15 protein-coding genes and 1 tRNA gene are annotated in these 13316 nt (G+C 55.0%); 10 read left to right on the top strand and 6 right to left on the bottom strand.

The genetic code is table 11. From position 1 onward, the window contains the following. Positions 1 to 17: 17 nt before the first annotated feature. Positions 18 to 94 (top strand) — tRNA-Met (locus tag FHW17_RS24980). A gap of 65 nt (positions 95 to 159) precedes the next feature. On the opposite strand, the gene FHW17_RS24985 is transcribed toward FHW17_RS24980, so the two are convergent. Continuing rightward, the gene (locus FHW17_RS24985) at positions 160 to 1380 is read right to left on the bottom strand and encodes an ATP-binding protein (protein ID WP_182511098.1); all 1221 of its coding nucleotides are present in this window, start codon (positions 1378 to 1380) and stop codon (positions 160 to 162) included. A gap of 157 nt (positions 1381 to 1537) precedes the next feature. Further along, a complete protein-coding gene (locus FHW17_RS24990; RefSeq protein WP_182511099.1) occupies positions 1538 to 2029 on the bottom strand; it encodes a GNAT family N-acetyltransferase in 492 nt (163 codons plus the stop codon). 86 nt (positions 2030 to 2115) lie between these two features. Here FHW17_RS24990 and FHW17_RS24995 point away from each other — a divergent pair, with 86 nt between their 5' ends. Beyond that, positions 2116 to 2487 carry a DUF4180 domain-containing protein gene (locus FHW17_RS24995; protein ID WP_112530610.1) on the top strand — a complete coding sequence of 124 codons (372 nt, stop codon included), beginning with the start codon at positions 2116 to 2118 and terminating at the stop codon, positions 2485 to 2487. Positions 2488 to 2539: 52 nt separating this feature from the next. Here FHW17_RS24995 and FHW17_RS25000 read toward each other — a convergent pair whose 3' ends face one another. Continuing rightward, positions 2540 to 3568 (bottom strand): LacI family DNA-binding transcriptional regulator, encoded by a 1029-nt coding sequence (locus FHW17_RS25000; protein WP_112530612.1) that lies wholly within the window; start codon positions 3566 to 3568, stop codon positions 2540 to 2542. 54 nt (positions 3569 to 3622) lie between these two features. Beyond that, a complete protein-coding gene (locus FHW17_RS25005) occupies positions 3623 to 3949 on the bottom strand; it encodes a hypothetical protein (RefSeq protein WP_112530614.1) in 327 nt (108 codons plus the stop codon). A gap of 287 nt (positions 3950 to 4236) precedes the next feature. Between FHW17_RS25005 and FHW17_RS25010 the strand changes: the two genes are divergently transcribed. The 6 genes from FHW17_RS25010 (at position 4237) to FHW17_RS25035 (ending at position 9061) form a co-directional block, all read left to right on the top strand. Beyond that, positions 4237 to 5040 (top strand): transporter substrate-binding domain-containing protein, encoded by an 804-nt coding sequence (locus FHW17_RS25010; RefSeq protein ID WP_112530616.1) that lies wholly within the window; start codon positions 4237 to 4239, stop codon positions 5038 to 5040. A 63-nt stretch (positions 5041 to 5103) separates the two neighbouring features. Then, positions 5104 to 5808, top strand: coding sequence for an amino acid ABC transporter permease (locus FHW17_RS25015; protein WP_112530619.1), 705 nt, complete (start codon positions 5104 to 5106; stop codon positions 5806 to 5808). Beyond that, a complete protein-coding gene (locus tag FHW17_RS25020) occupies positions 5805 to 6464 on the top strand; it encodes an amino acid ABC transporter permease (protein WP_112530621.1) in 660 nt (219 codons plus the stop codon). The genes FHW17_RS25015 and FHW17_RS25020 overlap by 4 nt, the downstream gene beginning before the upstream one ends. Continuing rightward, positions 6445 to 7176: an amino acid ABC transporter ATP-binding protein gene (locus FHW17_RS25025; protein WP_091886896.1), complete on the top strand. Its 732-nt coding sequence runs from the start codon at positions 6445 to 6447 to the stop codon at positions 7174 to 7176. Before FHW17_RS25020 ends, FHW17_RS25025 begins: the two co-directional genes overlap by 20 nt. A 26-nt stretch (positions 7177 to 7202) precedes the next feature. Then, positions 7203 to 8138, top strand: coding sequence for a 2-hydroxyacid dehydrogenase (locus FHW17_RS25030; protein ID WP_112530623.1), 936 nt, complete (start codon positions 7203 to 7205; stop codon positions 8136 to 8138). Positions 8139 to 8170: 32 nt separating this feature from the next. Beyond that, the gene (locus tag FHW17_RS25035) at positions 8171 to 9061 is read left to right on the top strand and encodes an NAD(P)-dependent oxidoreductase (protein WP_112530625.1); all 891 of its coding nucleotides are present in this window, start codon (positions 8171 to 8173) and stop codon (positions 9059 to 9061) included. On the opposite strand, the gene FHW17_RS25040 is transcribed toward FHW17_RS25035, so the two are convergent. Continuing rightward, the gene (locus FHW17_RS25040; RefSeq protein ID WP_112530627.1) at positions 9058 to 9558 is read right to left on the bottom strand and encodes a gluconokinase; all 501 of its coding nucleotides are present in this window, start codon (positions 9556 to 9558) and stop codon (positions 9058 to 9060) included. The two genes, FHW17_RS25035 and FHW17_RS25040, sit on opposite strands and share 4 nt — an antisense overlap. Further along, on the bottom strand, positions 9555 to 10322 hold the full coding sequence (locus FHW17_RS25045; protein ID WP_112530629.1) for an SDR family oxidoreductase: 768 nt from the start codon (positions 10320 to 10322) through the stop codon (positions 9555 to 9557). Before FHW17_RS25045 ends, FHW17_RS25040 begins: the two co-directional genes overlap by 4 nt. A gap of 166 nt (positions 10323 to 10488) precedes the next feature. Between FHW17_RS25045 and FHW17_RS25050 the strand changes: the two genes are divergently transcribed. Together FHW17_RS25050 and FHW17_RS25055 are read left to right on the top strand one after the other, a co-directional pair. Continuing rightward, positions 10489 to 11523 carry an L-idonate 5-dehydrogenase gene (locus tag FHW17_RS25050; RefSeq protein ID WP_112530631.1) on the top strand — a complete coding sequence of 345 codons (1035 nt, stop codon included), beginning with the start codon at positions 10489 to 10491 and terminating at the stop codon, positions 11521 to 11523. A gap of 211 nt (positions 11524 to 11734) precedes the next feature. Then, on the top strand, positions 11735 to 13168 hold the full coding sequence (locus FHW17_RS25055; RefSeq protein ID WP_112530633.1) for an aldehyde dehydrogenase family protein: 1434 nt from the start codon (positions 11735 to 11737) through the stop codon (positions 13166 to 13168). The last annotated feature ends 148 nt before the right edge of the window (positions 13169 to 13316 follow it).

Genomic DNA, 13316 nt, shown 5'->3' on the forward strand with positions numbered 1-13316 from the left:
ATCGCCGATCATGGTGGCGCGGGGTGGAGCAGCCCGGTAGCTCGTCAGGCTCATAACCTGAAGGTCACAGGTTCAAATCCTGTCCCCGCAACCAATCTTTCCCTCCCCAAAACAAAAACAGCTTCTCAAATACTCATCATAAACCGACAGCACACGGGGTTAAGCCCAGAGACACGACAATGGTGCCGCCGCAAGACGGTCGGCAAAGGGGACAACATCCGTGCTGTCATATAGAACGACGCCATAGGCAAATTTATCGCCACAGGCGTCAGCAAGAATTCGTAGTCCATCGAAATCAGATGCCTTGACCGTAGCGCTTGCTTTCACCTCAATCCCGACAATCATGCCATCATCGCGCTCGAGGACGATATCGACCTCATGCATTTTCTGGTCACGGAAGTGATAAGGCGTCAGGCGCAGTTGTGAGCCGGTCATCAGCTTCCGGACCTCGGAAAACACGAAGCTTTCCAGGAGTGCGCCAAATATGCTGCGATCTTTTGTGACGCGTTCGAAACTTAAGCCCCGACTGGCGGCAAGCAATCCGGAATCGACGAAATGCAATTTCGGTGTCTTGATGATTCGTTTCAGTGTGTTCGTGTACCAAGGCTGAAGTGTAAAGACGAGAAAGACCTGTTCCAACAGCCCGACATAACGCTGGCCCGTCTTGTAGTTGACATCAATGCTGCCGGCGAACTGCGAATAATTGACCAACTGTCCTGAATGTTCTGCCAGCAGGCGAACGAATTTGGGCAGGTCAGTCAGTTTCTCGATCTCGGCGATATCGCGCAGGTCCCTTGTCAGAACGGAGGTCAGATAGGAGCGCGCCCAATCCTGACGCCGACGTTCGGTATCGCGGACAATGGCTTCGGGAAAACCGCCCTGAAGCACCAGATCGACCAGATCATTTCCAACAATAGCCGTCTTGTCACCCCGCAACTTTCCTTCAAACAGCCGGTTCAGAAATGTGGGTGTTCGACCAAGGACCTCCGCGCGGGCCAGAGGCAGCATTTGAAGCGTTTCCATTCGGCCGGCCAGACTGTCCGCAACGCGGGGGAGTGTCAGGATATTGGCTGAGCCGGTCAGTAGAAAACGGCCAGGACGGTAATCTTCATCGACCGTTTTCTTGATTGCAAGCAGCAGATCGGGCGCGCGTTGGATTTCATCGATGATTGCCCGGTCCAATCCTCGGATGAAGCCGACCGGGTCAGACCTTGCAGCATCAAGCACTGTCTGATCATCAAGAGTAATATAGGTGCGTCCAACATCCTCCATCTTGCGCACCAGTGTCGTCTTGCCCGCGCGACGGGGCCCGACAATCAGGACCACGGGCGTATCGGACAGGGCCTCTTCTGCTCGATGCTCGATAAAACGCTTGTACATGCTGATCCCCGTTGATGGCAATCAGGAATATATATGGTGGTAATTAGTAGTCAATATGGCGGTGATTAGGATCGCATGCGTGGGTGCCGGCATTTTAAGGGTGAAGGCCCCGTATGGATTTTCCACGCCACACTCGCATGTCACTACATGCCAAATCTTACAAACATGTTTCCATGCTCATTGCGTAGGGCGTGAACCCGATACGCGACCAAAATGCCTTTCCACCGGGATTGGATTCAAGCACTTCGATGAGAATACGCTTGGGTGCTTGCTGCTGGCTCTCGATCAGCAGGCGATAGGGTCGGCGGCCCATACCTTTGCCACGTTGCGACCGGGCAATATAAAACTGCCTTATATGGATGGTCGTGTCGTTGATTTTCGAGATATTTGCTTCCAGACGGTAGGTTGCATAACCAATGATCACCAAGTTCGATGTGAAAACATCGACGGTCCAGCCGTCTCGCGAAACAAAATGGTGTAGCCGCTCTTTAAGTTCAGCGAGATTCATTGGGTTTGTGTGCCCTTCATCTTCAATGAGCTCTTTATTCATTTGTGCGATCTGATCAAAATCAGAATCTTCCAAACTTCTGATTGAGAAGATGGCGGCGGGTTGATTGGTATCATCAGCCGTTATTTCGGAGTTGCACATTCTCTTCTCCTGCAATTTGATTATTGGCTGTCTTGCCAATTCCATTTTTCTTAGAGCAGATGTCATTTTTGCGGGAAATTCTACTTATGACTGATCAGGTGATCGAGATTCACGGCGTTCGCGTTCTTGTATTTGGCGCCGTGGGCGACAGGCTTGCCGGGGAGCGGGATGCGAATGCATTTCTGAGTGCCGTTTGGGCACAGCAGGCGACGCTTGCGGTCATTCCGGTTGAACGATTGGGCGAAGATTTTCTCGATCTCAAAACCCGCATTGCGGGCGAAGTCATCCAGAAGTTCGTCAACTATCAGGTCCGTCTGGCAATTCTCGGGGACATCTCCGCTTGGATCAGTGTAAGCACGGCATTGCGGGATTTTGTCTATGAGACAAATCGTGGCCGAAGCCTTTGGTTCATCAATGATTTGGCTGAGCTTGAGCAACGGCTTTCAATTGCTGCGTGATTCCTTGCGAACAGGGCAAGAATAAATCCTTTTTCGGATTCCGATTCCGTGTCTACAACCGCTTTTTTGAGAGCGCCGTTGTTTGCCTTGTCACGAGTTCGAAGCCCACATTGATGGCTGATGCGGGAGAATCGCCCGCATCGGCACTATGGTCGAGCACCTGCAGCAATAATTCCCCGGTTTTCCGGCCAATCAATTCAGCGTCAATGCGAATCGTTGTAATGGCGGGAACGCATTGCCGGGCGATATCGAAATCGCCAAAGCCCATCAGCGACAGATCGTCAGGTACTTTAATGCCGCGGCGGTGACATTCCATCAACGCACCAACGGCTGAAATATCGGAAACGGCGAAAACGGCTTCCACATCAGGTGCGCGTTCGAGCAAAACACCAAGTGTAAGCGCGCCATGATCATAGGAAACGGGCGCGAGACCCTCGCGAATCACCAATTCATCGCTAAGGCCAGCTTCCCGCAACACGGAGGTGAAGCCCGCAAGGCGTGATTCGCCGCGCAAATCCTTGGCGTCGCTATCCATTCTTGAACCGAGCGCACCGATTCGCCGGTGCCCAAGGGCCAGAAGGTGTAGCGCCGCCGCCCGCCCGACCTCATAGTTGGAAAAACCAACCGCATGGTCAATTGGATGTTCCGGCGTATCCCAGATTTCGACGATTGGAATTCCGGCACGCAGCATCATTTCGTTTGCTGCCTTGGTGTGGGTCGTTCCGGCAACCACGATTGCGTCGGGGCGCCGGGCCAGCATGGCGCGGATGATTCGCTCTTCTTCCTCAAGCCGGTACATGGTGTAGCCGATAAGCAGCTGGTAATCGGCGGGCCGCATCGCCTCCGCAAGACCTTGAGCCGTATCGGCGAAATTGGAGTTTGTCAGGGTGGGGAGAATCGCCGTGATAAAATTGGTGCGCCGGGATGAAAGGCTGCCTGCAACCCGGTCGGGTACGTAGCTCAGCTGCTCGATGGCTTTCATCACCTTGTTTCGCGTTGATTCGGAAACAAGGTCGGGGTCCGCAAGCACGCGCGAGACAGTCATCTTCGATACGCCTGCGAGGCGGGAGACGTCGTGCATGGTGGCTTTTGGCGAAGATGGCGGCACGTATCGGTCCTGTCTGTTCCGAATCAGTTACTTCGGGGCGATCCTGTTGTAAACCACATGGTAAAAACGGCCATCGAACATGCGCATCATTTCATCGGTGATAACACGCCCTTCCAGACGGACGGGCGAGGCCAAAGCTTCTTTGACGGCCTCCATCGTGGGGTAGTCGACTTCCTGTACCATGGCGATGTCAGGCGAATCGGGGTCCGAATCAATCATACGCATCACACGCACTGCCTGGGCATTCGGCATGCGCTTCCAGATGGGCAATAATTGCTCCTCAACCATCCGGAAAAATGCCTCTTCCTGACCTGCGTGAATCTTGCCTTCAAAAATGGCCGAACGGGTGAACATCAATCCTCCTCAGGTGATAAGAGCGCGGCATTTTAGGGTTGCCACTTGTAATGTTATCGATAACATGCTTCATTGGAAACACAAGCAGCAAATTTCATGGGTTGCTGCAGGCTGGTTCAAATGCAGTGCATCTTGGCCATTTAAAGCCGGTTGTGGTGCCATAATCGGACGGCAGCATTTCTGGAGCATAGCGCTTATGGGAGTGTTATCGAGAACAAATGAATTGAATTCGGGCGGCGTGCTCGGGAGGTACTGCCGGAACCTTGATACAAGTGGAGGAGACTATAATGGGTATTTCAAAATCATTGCGGGTGATGATCGCTGCTGTCGGTGTTGCCGCTGCAGGTCTGTTTTCAGCTCTTGATGCCAATGCGGTCACACTGAATGACATCACTTCGCGCGGCACGGTACGGATCGGTGTGCTGACAGGCGCGCCGCCCATGGGCATGGTGGACGAGAAGGGTAATCCAACCGGATATGACGTTGATGTTGCCAATCTGATAGCTGGCTACCTCGGCGTGAAAGCTGAACTGGTTCCACTGACGCCGCCGTCGCGCATTCCGGCATTGCAGACAGGCAAGGTCGATTTCCTTGTTGCGACGCTTGCGCCAACGGGTGAACGCGCCAAAACAGTGATGTTCACCCAACCTTATAGTGCATTCAACATGGTGATCGTTTCGGGCAAGGATCAGAAATTCGGTGCGTTGTCAGAACTCAGCGGCAAGCGCGTTGCGGTCAATCGCGGCTCGTCACAGGAAGCCGCTTTGCGCAAAGTGGCCGTGCCAGGGCTTGAGCTTGTGGTTTACGAAGATGATTCGACCACGGCGCAGGCATTGATTGCCGGACAGGTCGATGCGGTTGCCTTGCCTTCCACCGTTGCGGATGCGGTGTTGAAACAGCTGCCCGACGCCGGTTTGCAGGTTGGCTTCACGTTCTTCCGTCAGGGAAATTCCATGGCAACCACTCTGCAGGATTTCGAGATGCGCCAGTGGCTCAACACGGCCATCTATCTCATGAAGAATTCCGGCGAGCTTGATGCAATTTCGGTCAAGTGGACCGGGCAGCCAATGCCGCAGCTGCCATCCTTCTGATCCGCTGCTCAATCGGTTCACCGGGCAAAGCCTGCCCGGTGCAATCCCTCACGGAGGCCGGAGATGTCCTACACCTTCCAGTTTGGCGTGATCGCCCAATATCAGAATGAGATTCTTGCCGGCATATGGATGACGATCAAGCTGTCTGTTGCTTCGATCATCCTTGGCTGCGCCTGTGGTATCGTGCTGGCGTCTGTTCGCTCGATGAAGCCAGGCATTGGCCGTATCCTTGTTGACGCCTATGTCGAGATCATTCGTAACACACCGTTTCTGGTGCAGCTTTTCATTGTCTATTTCGGCATGCCGGGGCTTGGAATTCGCGTCAGCGCGGTGACGGCGGCGTTGATCGGCATGACAATCAATCTGGCTGCCTATTCCACCGAGATTATTCGCGCCGGGATCGAATCGATTCACAAGTCGCAGATTGAAGCGGGCGAGGCGCTCGGTTTCACGCGGTTGCAGATTTACCGGCATGTCATCATCATGCCAGCGATTGCGAAAGTCTATCCGGCGCTGTGCAGCCAGTTCGTGCTGATGATGCTGGCTTCTTCGGTTTGCTCGGCCATTTCGACCAATGAGCTTGCGGCATCGGCAGCCTTTGTCGAATCGCAAAGCTTCCGTTCATTCGAAGTCTATATCGTCGTCACACTGATTTATCTGGTATTGGCGCTCGCCCTGCGCGGTGTGCTCGCCATTATCGGATTGTGGCTGTTTGGCCGCCGGGTGGCGCGGCGAACAGCTGTCGCTCTTCCGGAGGTGCAAACATGATTCTGCGTACCTTTGGTTTCAGCGAATTCGGTTTTCTTGTTTCCGCATTGCTATGGACTGTCGTCCTTACCATCATCGCACTCAGCGGCGGCGGCATTGTCGGCTTCTTCATTGCACTCGCCCGCACCTCCACACATAGGTGGCTGCGGATTGTCGCGGCGACCTATATCCAGATCATTCAGGGCATCCCCGTGCTGATGATCCTGTTCCTGTCCTATTACGGTCTGAGCCTTGCCGGTCTGCAATTACCACCTCTGGTGGCAGCGGGCGCTTCGATGACGATCTACGCATCGGGCTATCTGGCTGAAATCTGGCGTGGCTGCATCCAGTCGGTGCCCAAACAGCAATGGGAGGCGTCGGAATCGCTCGCGATGACGCGGACGCAGCAATATCGCTATGTGATTCTGCCGCAGGCGCTGCGCATCTCGTTGCCCTCAACCGTTGGCTTTGCCGTGCAGGTGGTCAAGAACACCTCGATCACCTCGATCATCGGCTTTGTCGAACTCGCCCGTGCGGGCCAACTCATCAACAATGCGACGTTCCAGCCATTCCGCGTTTTCATCGCGGTTGCGGCTCTTTACTTCGTCGTCTGTTATCCGCTGTCCCAGCTGTCGCGTTGGCTGGAAAGGAGACTCCATGCCAGAAGTCATCGTTGAAAATGTCCACAAAAGCTTCGGCATGGTCGAAGTCCTCAAAGGCGTCTCGCTGACCGTCGAGCGCGGCGAGGTGATCGCGCTGATCGGGCGCTCCGGTTCCGGTAAGAGCACGCTGCTCCGCTGCATCAACGGGCTGGAAAAAATCAATTCCGGACGTATCGAGATTGCTGGCCATACGGTGAGCAGCGATCCCAAACAGTTGCGGGCGTTGCGGACGGATGTTGGCATTGTTTTCCAGAGCTATAATCTTTTTCCGCATCTGAGTGTCGGCGAGAACATCATGCTGGCACCAAAGATCGTGAAGAATGTGGCCAAGGCACAGACCCGCGAAACGGCGGAGAGGGTGCTGAAACTGGTGGGTCTGTCGGAAAAATTTGATGCTTACCCGGACGAGCTTTCCGGCGGCCAGCAGCAGCGTGTTGCCATTGCCCGTTCGCTCGCCATGCAACCAAAGGTAATGTTGTTTGACGAAGTCACATCGGCGCTTGATCCTGAATTGACCGAAGAAGTGCTCAACGTCATGGAACAGCTTGCGCGTGACGGCATGACGATGATCCTCGTTACCCACGAAATGGCGTTTGCCCGGCGGGTCGCGACAAAGACGATTTTCATGCATCAGGGCAAGATCTGGGAAGAGGGATTATCAAAACAACTCTTTAGCGATCCGCAAACGCCAGAACTGCGCCAGTTCGTCAAGGCCGACGTTAAGTGAAATAACCAATCAGGAATCCCGTAATTATGTCGATTGATATTCTGCAACTCTGTCCCGTTATGCCAGCCCTCGAAGCGGACTTAGCCAAGCGCTACACCGTTCATCGTTGGTTCGAAATGAAAGACCAGCCAGGATTCCTCAAATCCCATGCGGACAAGATTCGCGGTGTAGTGACGGGCGGACATGTTGGAATTCCAACCGAGCTTGCAGTGCAGTTGCCAAATCTGGAAATCATTTCAATCAATGGTGTCGGCTACGACAAAATCGATCTGAACGAGGCGCGCAAGCGCGGCTTTCGCGTGGCCAATACGCCTGATGTGCTGACTGCTGATGTGGCCGATCTGGCCCTTGGCCTGATCATTGCCTTGGCGCGCCAGCTTGTGCTTGCTGACAATCATGTGCGGGCTGGGAACTGGCCAAAGGGCGAACTTGGTCTTGGGCACCGGGTGAGCGGAAGGCGCTACGGTATTTTCGGGCTTGGCCGTATTGGTCAGGCCATTGCCAAGCGGCTGGAGGCTTTTGATGGGAAGATTGCCTATTCAGGCCGCCGGAAGCTTGACGTTCCCTACACGTTTTATCCCGATATCAGCGAACTCGCTGCGAACTGCGATGTGCTTGTCATTGCGGCGGCGGCCTCGGCGGAGACAAAGCATGTGGTCAATGCGGATGTGCTGAAAGCACTCGGCCCCAATGGCAGCCTGATCAATATCGCCCGTGGCTCTCTCGTCGATGAAGTGGCTTTGATTGCTGCGCTGCAGGGCGGAACGATTTCCGGTGCGGGCCTTGATGTGTTCGAGGATGAACCACGCGTGCCCGATGCGCTTTGGGCGATGAAGAATGTTGTTGTTTCGCCGCATATCGCCAGTGCGACCCACGAGACGCGACGCGCCATGGCCGATCTCGTGCTGGCCAATCTGGAAGCGCAATTTTCTGGCAAGCCGCTGCCCGCAGCGGTTGTTTAACTGACGTTCCGACACACAAGAGGAATAACCAAATGGCTGATGCGTCCACAGTGGCTGTTATTGGTGCTGGGTTTATGGGCGCGGCGATTGCAACGCGGCTTATCGAGACCGGCCACGTGGTGACTGTGTTCGATGTTGACGCGCAAAAGGTTGCGGCGCTTGTGGCCAAAGGTGCAATTGCTGCAAGGTCGGCTGCGGACGCAACCGCCAAGAGCAATTTTGTTATTCTCAGCCTGAATCATGCCGATATTGTCCGCGCCGTGGTCTTCGGCTCGGACGGGGTGGCTACTGCGGCCATAGCCGACAAGTTGCTGATCGATATGTCGTCGATCGACCCGAAGGAAACCGCTGAGATGGCGGCGAAACTTGCGGAGCAGACTGATATGAAGTGGTTGGATTGCCCGCTATCCGGCGGTGTGCCCGGTGCGCTTGCCGGGCGCTTGACGGTTATGGCGGGCGGTGATGCTGCCGATTTCGAACGCGGACGGACCGTGATGCAGCACCTTTGCGCCAATTACACATTGATGGGGCCAAGCGGCGCGGGGCAGACCACCAAGCTGATCAACCAGCTATTTTGCGCGGTGGCGTTTCAGGCGGTTGCCGAGGCGGTCAAGCTTGCGGAGGCGGGCGGCGTTGATCCTGCTATCATCCCACAGGCTTTGGCAGGCGGGCGCGCTGACAACCGGATCATGCAGGAGTTCATGGCGAAATTTGCCGCCCGGGATTTCACGCCAACAGGACGCATTGATAATATGCTGAAAGATCTCGATTCTCTGCAGGCCTTTGCCCTGAAGACAAAGACACCTTTACCGATGACCGGACAGGTGGTCGAAATTCACCGGCTGCTCTGTGCAGCCGGATTGGGTCCACGCGATTCAGCCGAAATGATGCGGCTGCTGGATGGTTTTTCCAATGAACGTTAGAGATCCTGTGTTTTCAACCATTCCACGCTGGCATCAACAATCTGCTTGATGGGATGGGCGACATCTTGCGTGAAAACCAGTGGCTCACCCTTTGGTGATTCCAGCGTCGCCAACTGGCTGTCGAGCATGGACAGCGGCATGAAGTGCCCGGTTCGCTTGCCCATATGGTCACGCAGAACTTCAAGTGTGCCATCAAGAAAGACAAAGGCAAGTGCCCCGCCAGCTTCCCGGCGCAACCGGTCACGATAGCTCTTTTTTAGCGCCGAACAGGAAACAATGACGCCCTTCTCGGCTTTGGCAAGTTCCGCACCAATTTTGTCGAGCCATGGCCAGCGGTCATCGTCGGTCAGCGGAATGCCCGCTGACATTTTCTTCACATTGCTTTCCGGATGCAGAACATCGCCTTCAATGAAGGGCAGGGACAATGCGGCCGCTATTCCCTCGCCGATCGAAGACTTGCCGGAACCACTGACACCCATGACGATGAGTCTGATCATACGGATGCCGTGATTCCGCCATCGACGTGGATGACCTGGCCATTGACGAAAGATGAGGCATCGCTGGCAAGGAACACCGCCGCTCCAACCAGTTCATCGACATTGCCCCAGCGGCCGGCAGGCGTGCGCTTTTCCAGCCAGCCGGAGAATTCTGGATTATCAATAAGGGCCTGATTGAGTGGTGTCTTGAAGTAGCCCGGTGCAATGGCGTTGATCTGCAGACCATATTTGGCCCAGTCCGTACACATGCCGCGGGTAAGGTTGCGGACAGCGCCCTTGGTTGCCGTATAGGGCGCAATTGAAGGGCGTGCCAACTCGCTTTGCACCGATGCAATGTTGATGATCTTGCCACGACCGCGTTTGATCATATGTTTTGCCGCACTTTGTCCCGCATAGAAAACGCTTGAGATATTAGTCTGCAGCAAGAGTTGCCATTTGTCCTCAGGGAATTCTTCCAGCGGCGCGCGGAATTGCATTCCGGCATTGTTGAAGAGAATGTCGATTGTGCCGATATCAGCCTCGATCTTGTCGATACCACTTTTGACGCTCTCAAGATTGGTCACGTCAAATACGGCGGGATGGGCTTTGTAACCGGCGGCTTTCAGCTCAGTGACCGCTGCATTCACCTTGGTTTCATCGCGGCCATTGACGATGATTTCCGCCCCATGTTCAGCCAGACCTTTTGCCAAGGCAAAGCCAATGCCCTGGCTTGATCCTGTGATGAGGGCACGTTTCCCCTCAAGGCTGAACAATGGATAGGCCATTCTTTCTTTCCTCCGGTTTTGCGGAAATTCGACTCGCGAACGCTGTCGCTTCTTCATTCACTTGACATAAATGTTATCGATAACATATGCAAGTATCAGTGTGTTAAAGCGCTTCGCCCACCCGCGACAATGTCGTCTGGGTGCGGGATGCGCAAGGGAGGAATGCATGAAGGCCGTCGTCATCCACGCCGCGAAGGATTTGCGTATCGAAGAACGTGATCCGGGTGCGCCGGAAGCTGGGCAGGTGGATATTGCCATTGAGGCAGGCGGCATATGCGGCTCGGATCTGCATTACTATAATCATGGCGGGTTCGGTGCGATCCGGCTGCGTGAGCCGATGATTCTTGGCCACGAAATTGCCGGAACTATTATGGCTTTGGGAGCCGGAGTGAGCGGCCTTGCCATCGGTGATCGCGTTGCCGTATCGCCCAGCCGACCCTGCAACCATTGCGACTATTGTCTCAAAGGGCTGCAGAACCATTGCCTGAACATGCGTTTTTACGGCAGTGCGATGCCTATGCCTCATATTCAGGGTGCGTTTCGCCAGCGGCTGATTGCCGAGGCATGGCAATGTCATAAGGTGGCAGAGGGCGTTTCCATCAATGAAGCAGCATTTGCCGAGCCGTTCGCCGTGACCCTCCATGCGGTCAATCGTGCCGGATCTTTGCTGGGCAAGCGGGTTCTTGTTACGGGCTGTGGCCCCATCGGTGCTTTGACCATTCTGGCAGCGCGTGCCCATGGCGCACAGGAAATCGTTGCGACCGATGTCATGGATGCGGTGCTGGTCAAGGCGCGGGAAGTCGGTGCCGACAGGACCATCAATGTGGCTGAACATCCGGAACAACTCGCCGCCTATTCCGCCAACAAAGGGTCATTTGATGTGATGTTTGAAGCATCCGGGAATGAAAGGGCGCTGCGCGCCGGGCTGGAGGTGCTGCGTCCGCGCGGGATTCTCATGCAGCTTGGTCTTGGCGGCGACATCTCCATTCCGCAGAACATGATTGTTTCGAAGGAAATCGACCTGCGTGGCTCTTTCCGCTTTCACGAGGAATTCGCACTGGCGGTTGACCTGATCGGCCGGAAGGTGGTCGATGTGAAGCCGCTGCTGACAGGCATTTTCAAGCTCGATGAAGTGGTCACAGCTTTTGAAACTGCGGGTGATCGCAGCCGCTCGATGAAGGTGCAATTGGCCTTTGGCTGACATTCGCACCCGGAATGCGGCAAATGTTCCCAAATGTTCGTTGAAACCGCTTTTCGCTATGCTAAGGTCCGGCACCACTTCCCCTTTGATAGAGCGTTGATGCTTTCGAGCGTATCGCCGAGGGTTTGTGCAGAGTTTTCGGGAGAAGGCCTGAAAAAGGCTACATCGTGACGGCGATCCTGTGCCGTCATCAGGAAGGACAGAAAGAACAATGACATTGCACCAGAATCTGATTGACGGCGCTTGGACCGGCGGCGACGCCATTGCCAACATTAATCCTTCCAATACCAATGATGTCGTTGGCGAATATGCGCGGGCAACGGCTGAAGACACATTGAATGCCGTTGCGGCGGCGAAGGCAGCTTTCCCGGCATGGTCACGCTCCGGCATTCTTGAGCGCCATGCGATCCTGCGCAAGACCGCCGACGAGATCACCGCCCGTAAGGATGAGATCGGCCGCCTGTTATCACGCGAAGAAGGCAAGACATTGGCCGAAGGTATCGGCGAGACGGTGCGCGCTGCTCAAATCTTTGATTTCTTCGCCGGAGAAGTTCTGCGTCTGGCGGGTGAGGTCCTGCCGAGCGCGCGCCCGAACATTGGTGTTGAAATCACCCGCGAGCCAGTCGGCGTTGTCGGCATTATCACCCCATGGAATTTTCCCATCGCCATTCCCGCCTGGAAGATTGCTCCAGCATTGGCCTATGGCAATACAGTCGTGTTCAAGCCAGCTGATCTGGTGCCGGGCTGCTCCTGGGCGATTGTCGATATATTGCACCGCGCCGGTCTGCCAAAGGGTGTGCTCAACCTTGTCATGGGCAAGGGTTCGGTGGTTGGCCAGACCATTCTCGACAGTGCCGATGTGAATGCCATCACCTTCACCGGTTCGGTTGGCACGGGCAAACGCGTCGCCGCTGCTTCCATTGAACATATGCGCAAGTTCCAGCTGGAAATGGGCGGCAAGAACCCATTCGTTGTGCTTGATGATGCGGATTTAAATGTCGCCGTGGAAGCAGCTGTTAACAGCGCCTTCTTCTCGACAGGTCAGCGCTGCACTGCGTCCTCGCGTATTATTGTCACTGAAGGCATTCATGACCGCTTCGTTGCTGCGGCGACCGAGCGTCTCAAAGGCGTTATTGTTGACGATGCGCTGAAGGCCGGAACTCATATTGGCCCCGTGGTTGATCAGAGCCAGCTGAAACAGGATGAAGACTATATTGCCATTGGCCAGAGTGAAGGCGCGAAACTTGCTTTTGGCGGCGAGCGGCTGACCCGCGATAATCCCGGTTTCTATCTGCAGCCGGCATTGTTCACCGAAGCCACCAACCAGATGCGGATTTCGCGCGAGGAGATCTTCGGCCCAGTGGCCAGTGTCATCCGGGTCAAGGATTATGAAGAGGCATTGCATACAGCCAATGATACGCAGTTCGGCCTGTCATCGGGCATCGCCACGACAAGCCTCAAACATGCAACGCATTTCAAGCGCAATGCCGAGGCTGGCATGGTGATGGTCAATCTGCCGACAGCCGGTGTGGATTTCCATGTGCCGTTCGGCGGGCGCAAGGGCTCAAGCTATGGTCCGCGCGAGCAGGGCAAATATGCTGCTGAATTCTATACGACGGTAAAAACGGCCTACACGCTGGCCTGAAGACAGCCTTTTCTCTTTTTATGACGACGTGTTTTGACGGGCGGTGCGGTGGCACCGCCCGTATTTGTTGATGGTTTGTTGTGTTTGGCTTTGAGTTATCCCCAGGGCTGGTTGAGGTTGGTTGAGAAAGTTAGGATTTGTGCGTTTT

This window comes from Phyllobacterium sp. P30BS-XVII (assembly GCF_014138335.1).
Classification (GTDB): Bacteria; Pseudomonadota; Alphaproteobacteria; order Rhizobiales; family Rhizobiaceae; genus Phyllobacterium; species Phyllobacterium meliloti.

Bases quoted from the DNA above. Each gene is read 5' to 3' on its own strand.
- FHW17_RS24985 (WP_182511098.1), bottom strand. From the start codon at position 1,380: ATGTACAAGCGTTTTATCGAGCATCGAGCAGAAGAGGCCCTGTCCGAT.
- FHW17_RS24990 (WP_182511099.1), bottom strand. From the start codon at position 2,029: ATGTGCAACTCCGAAATAACGGCTGATGATACCAATCAACCCGCCGCC.
- FHW17_RS24995 (WP_112530610.1), top strand. From the start codon at position 2,116: ATGACTGATCAGGTGATCGAGATTCACGGCGTTCGCGTTCTTGTATTT.
- FHW17_RS25000 (WP_112530612.1), bottom strand. From the start codon at position 3,568: ATGCACGACGTCTCCCGCCTCGCAGGCGTATCGAAGATGACTGTCTCG.
- FHW17_RS25005 (WP_112530614.1), bottom strand. From the start codon at position 3,949: ATGTTCACCCGTTCGGCCATTTTTGAAGGCAAGATTCACGCAGGTCAG.
- FHW17_RS25010 (WP_112530616.1), top strand. From the start codon at position 4,237: ATGGGTATTTCAAAATCATTGCGGGTGATGATCGCTGCTGTCGGTGTT.
- FHW17_RS25015 (WP_112530619.1), top strand. From the start codon at position 5,104: ATGTCCTACACCTTCCAGTTTGGCGTGATCGCCCAATATCAGAATGAG.
- FHW17_RS25020 (WP_112530621.1), top strand. From the start codon at position 5,805: ATGATTCTGCGTACCTTTGGTTTCAGCGAATTCGGTTTTCTTGTTTCC.
- FHW17_RS25025 (WP_091886896.1), top strand. From the start codon at position 6,445: ATGCCAGAAGTCATCGTTGAAAATGTCCACAAAAGCTTCGGCATGGTC.
- FHW17_RS25030 (WP_112530623.1), top strand. From the start codon at position 7,203: ATGTCGATTGATATTCTGCAACTCTGTCCCGTTATGCCAGCCCTCGAA.
- FHW17_RS25035 (WP_112530625.1), top strand. From the start codon at position 8,171: ATGGCTGATGCGTCCACAGTGGCTGTTATTGGTGCTGGGTTTATGGGC.
- FHW17_RS25040 (WP_112530627.1), bottom strand. From the start codon at position 9,558: ATGATCAGACTCATCGTCATGGGTGTCAGTGGTTCCGGCAAGTCTTCG.
- FHW17_RS25045 (WP_112530629.1), bottom strand. From the start codon at position 10,322: ATGGCCTATCCATTGTTCAGCCTTGAGGGGAAACGTGCCCTCATCACA.
- FHW17_RS25050 (WP_112530631.1), top strand. From the start codon at position 10,489: ATGAAGGCCGTCGTCATCCACGCCGCGAAGGATTTGCGTATCGAAGAA.
- FHW17_RS25055 (WP_112530633.1), top strand. From the start codon at position 11,735: ATGACATTGCACCAGAATCTGATTGACGGCGCTTGGACCGGCGGCGAC.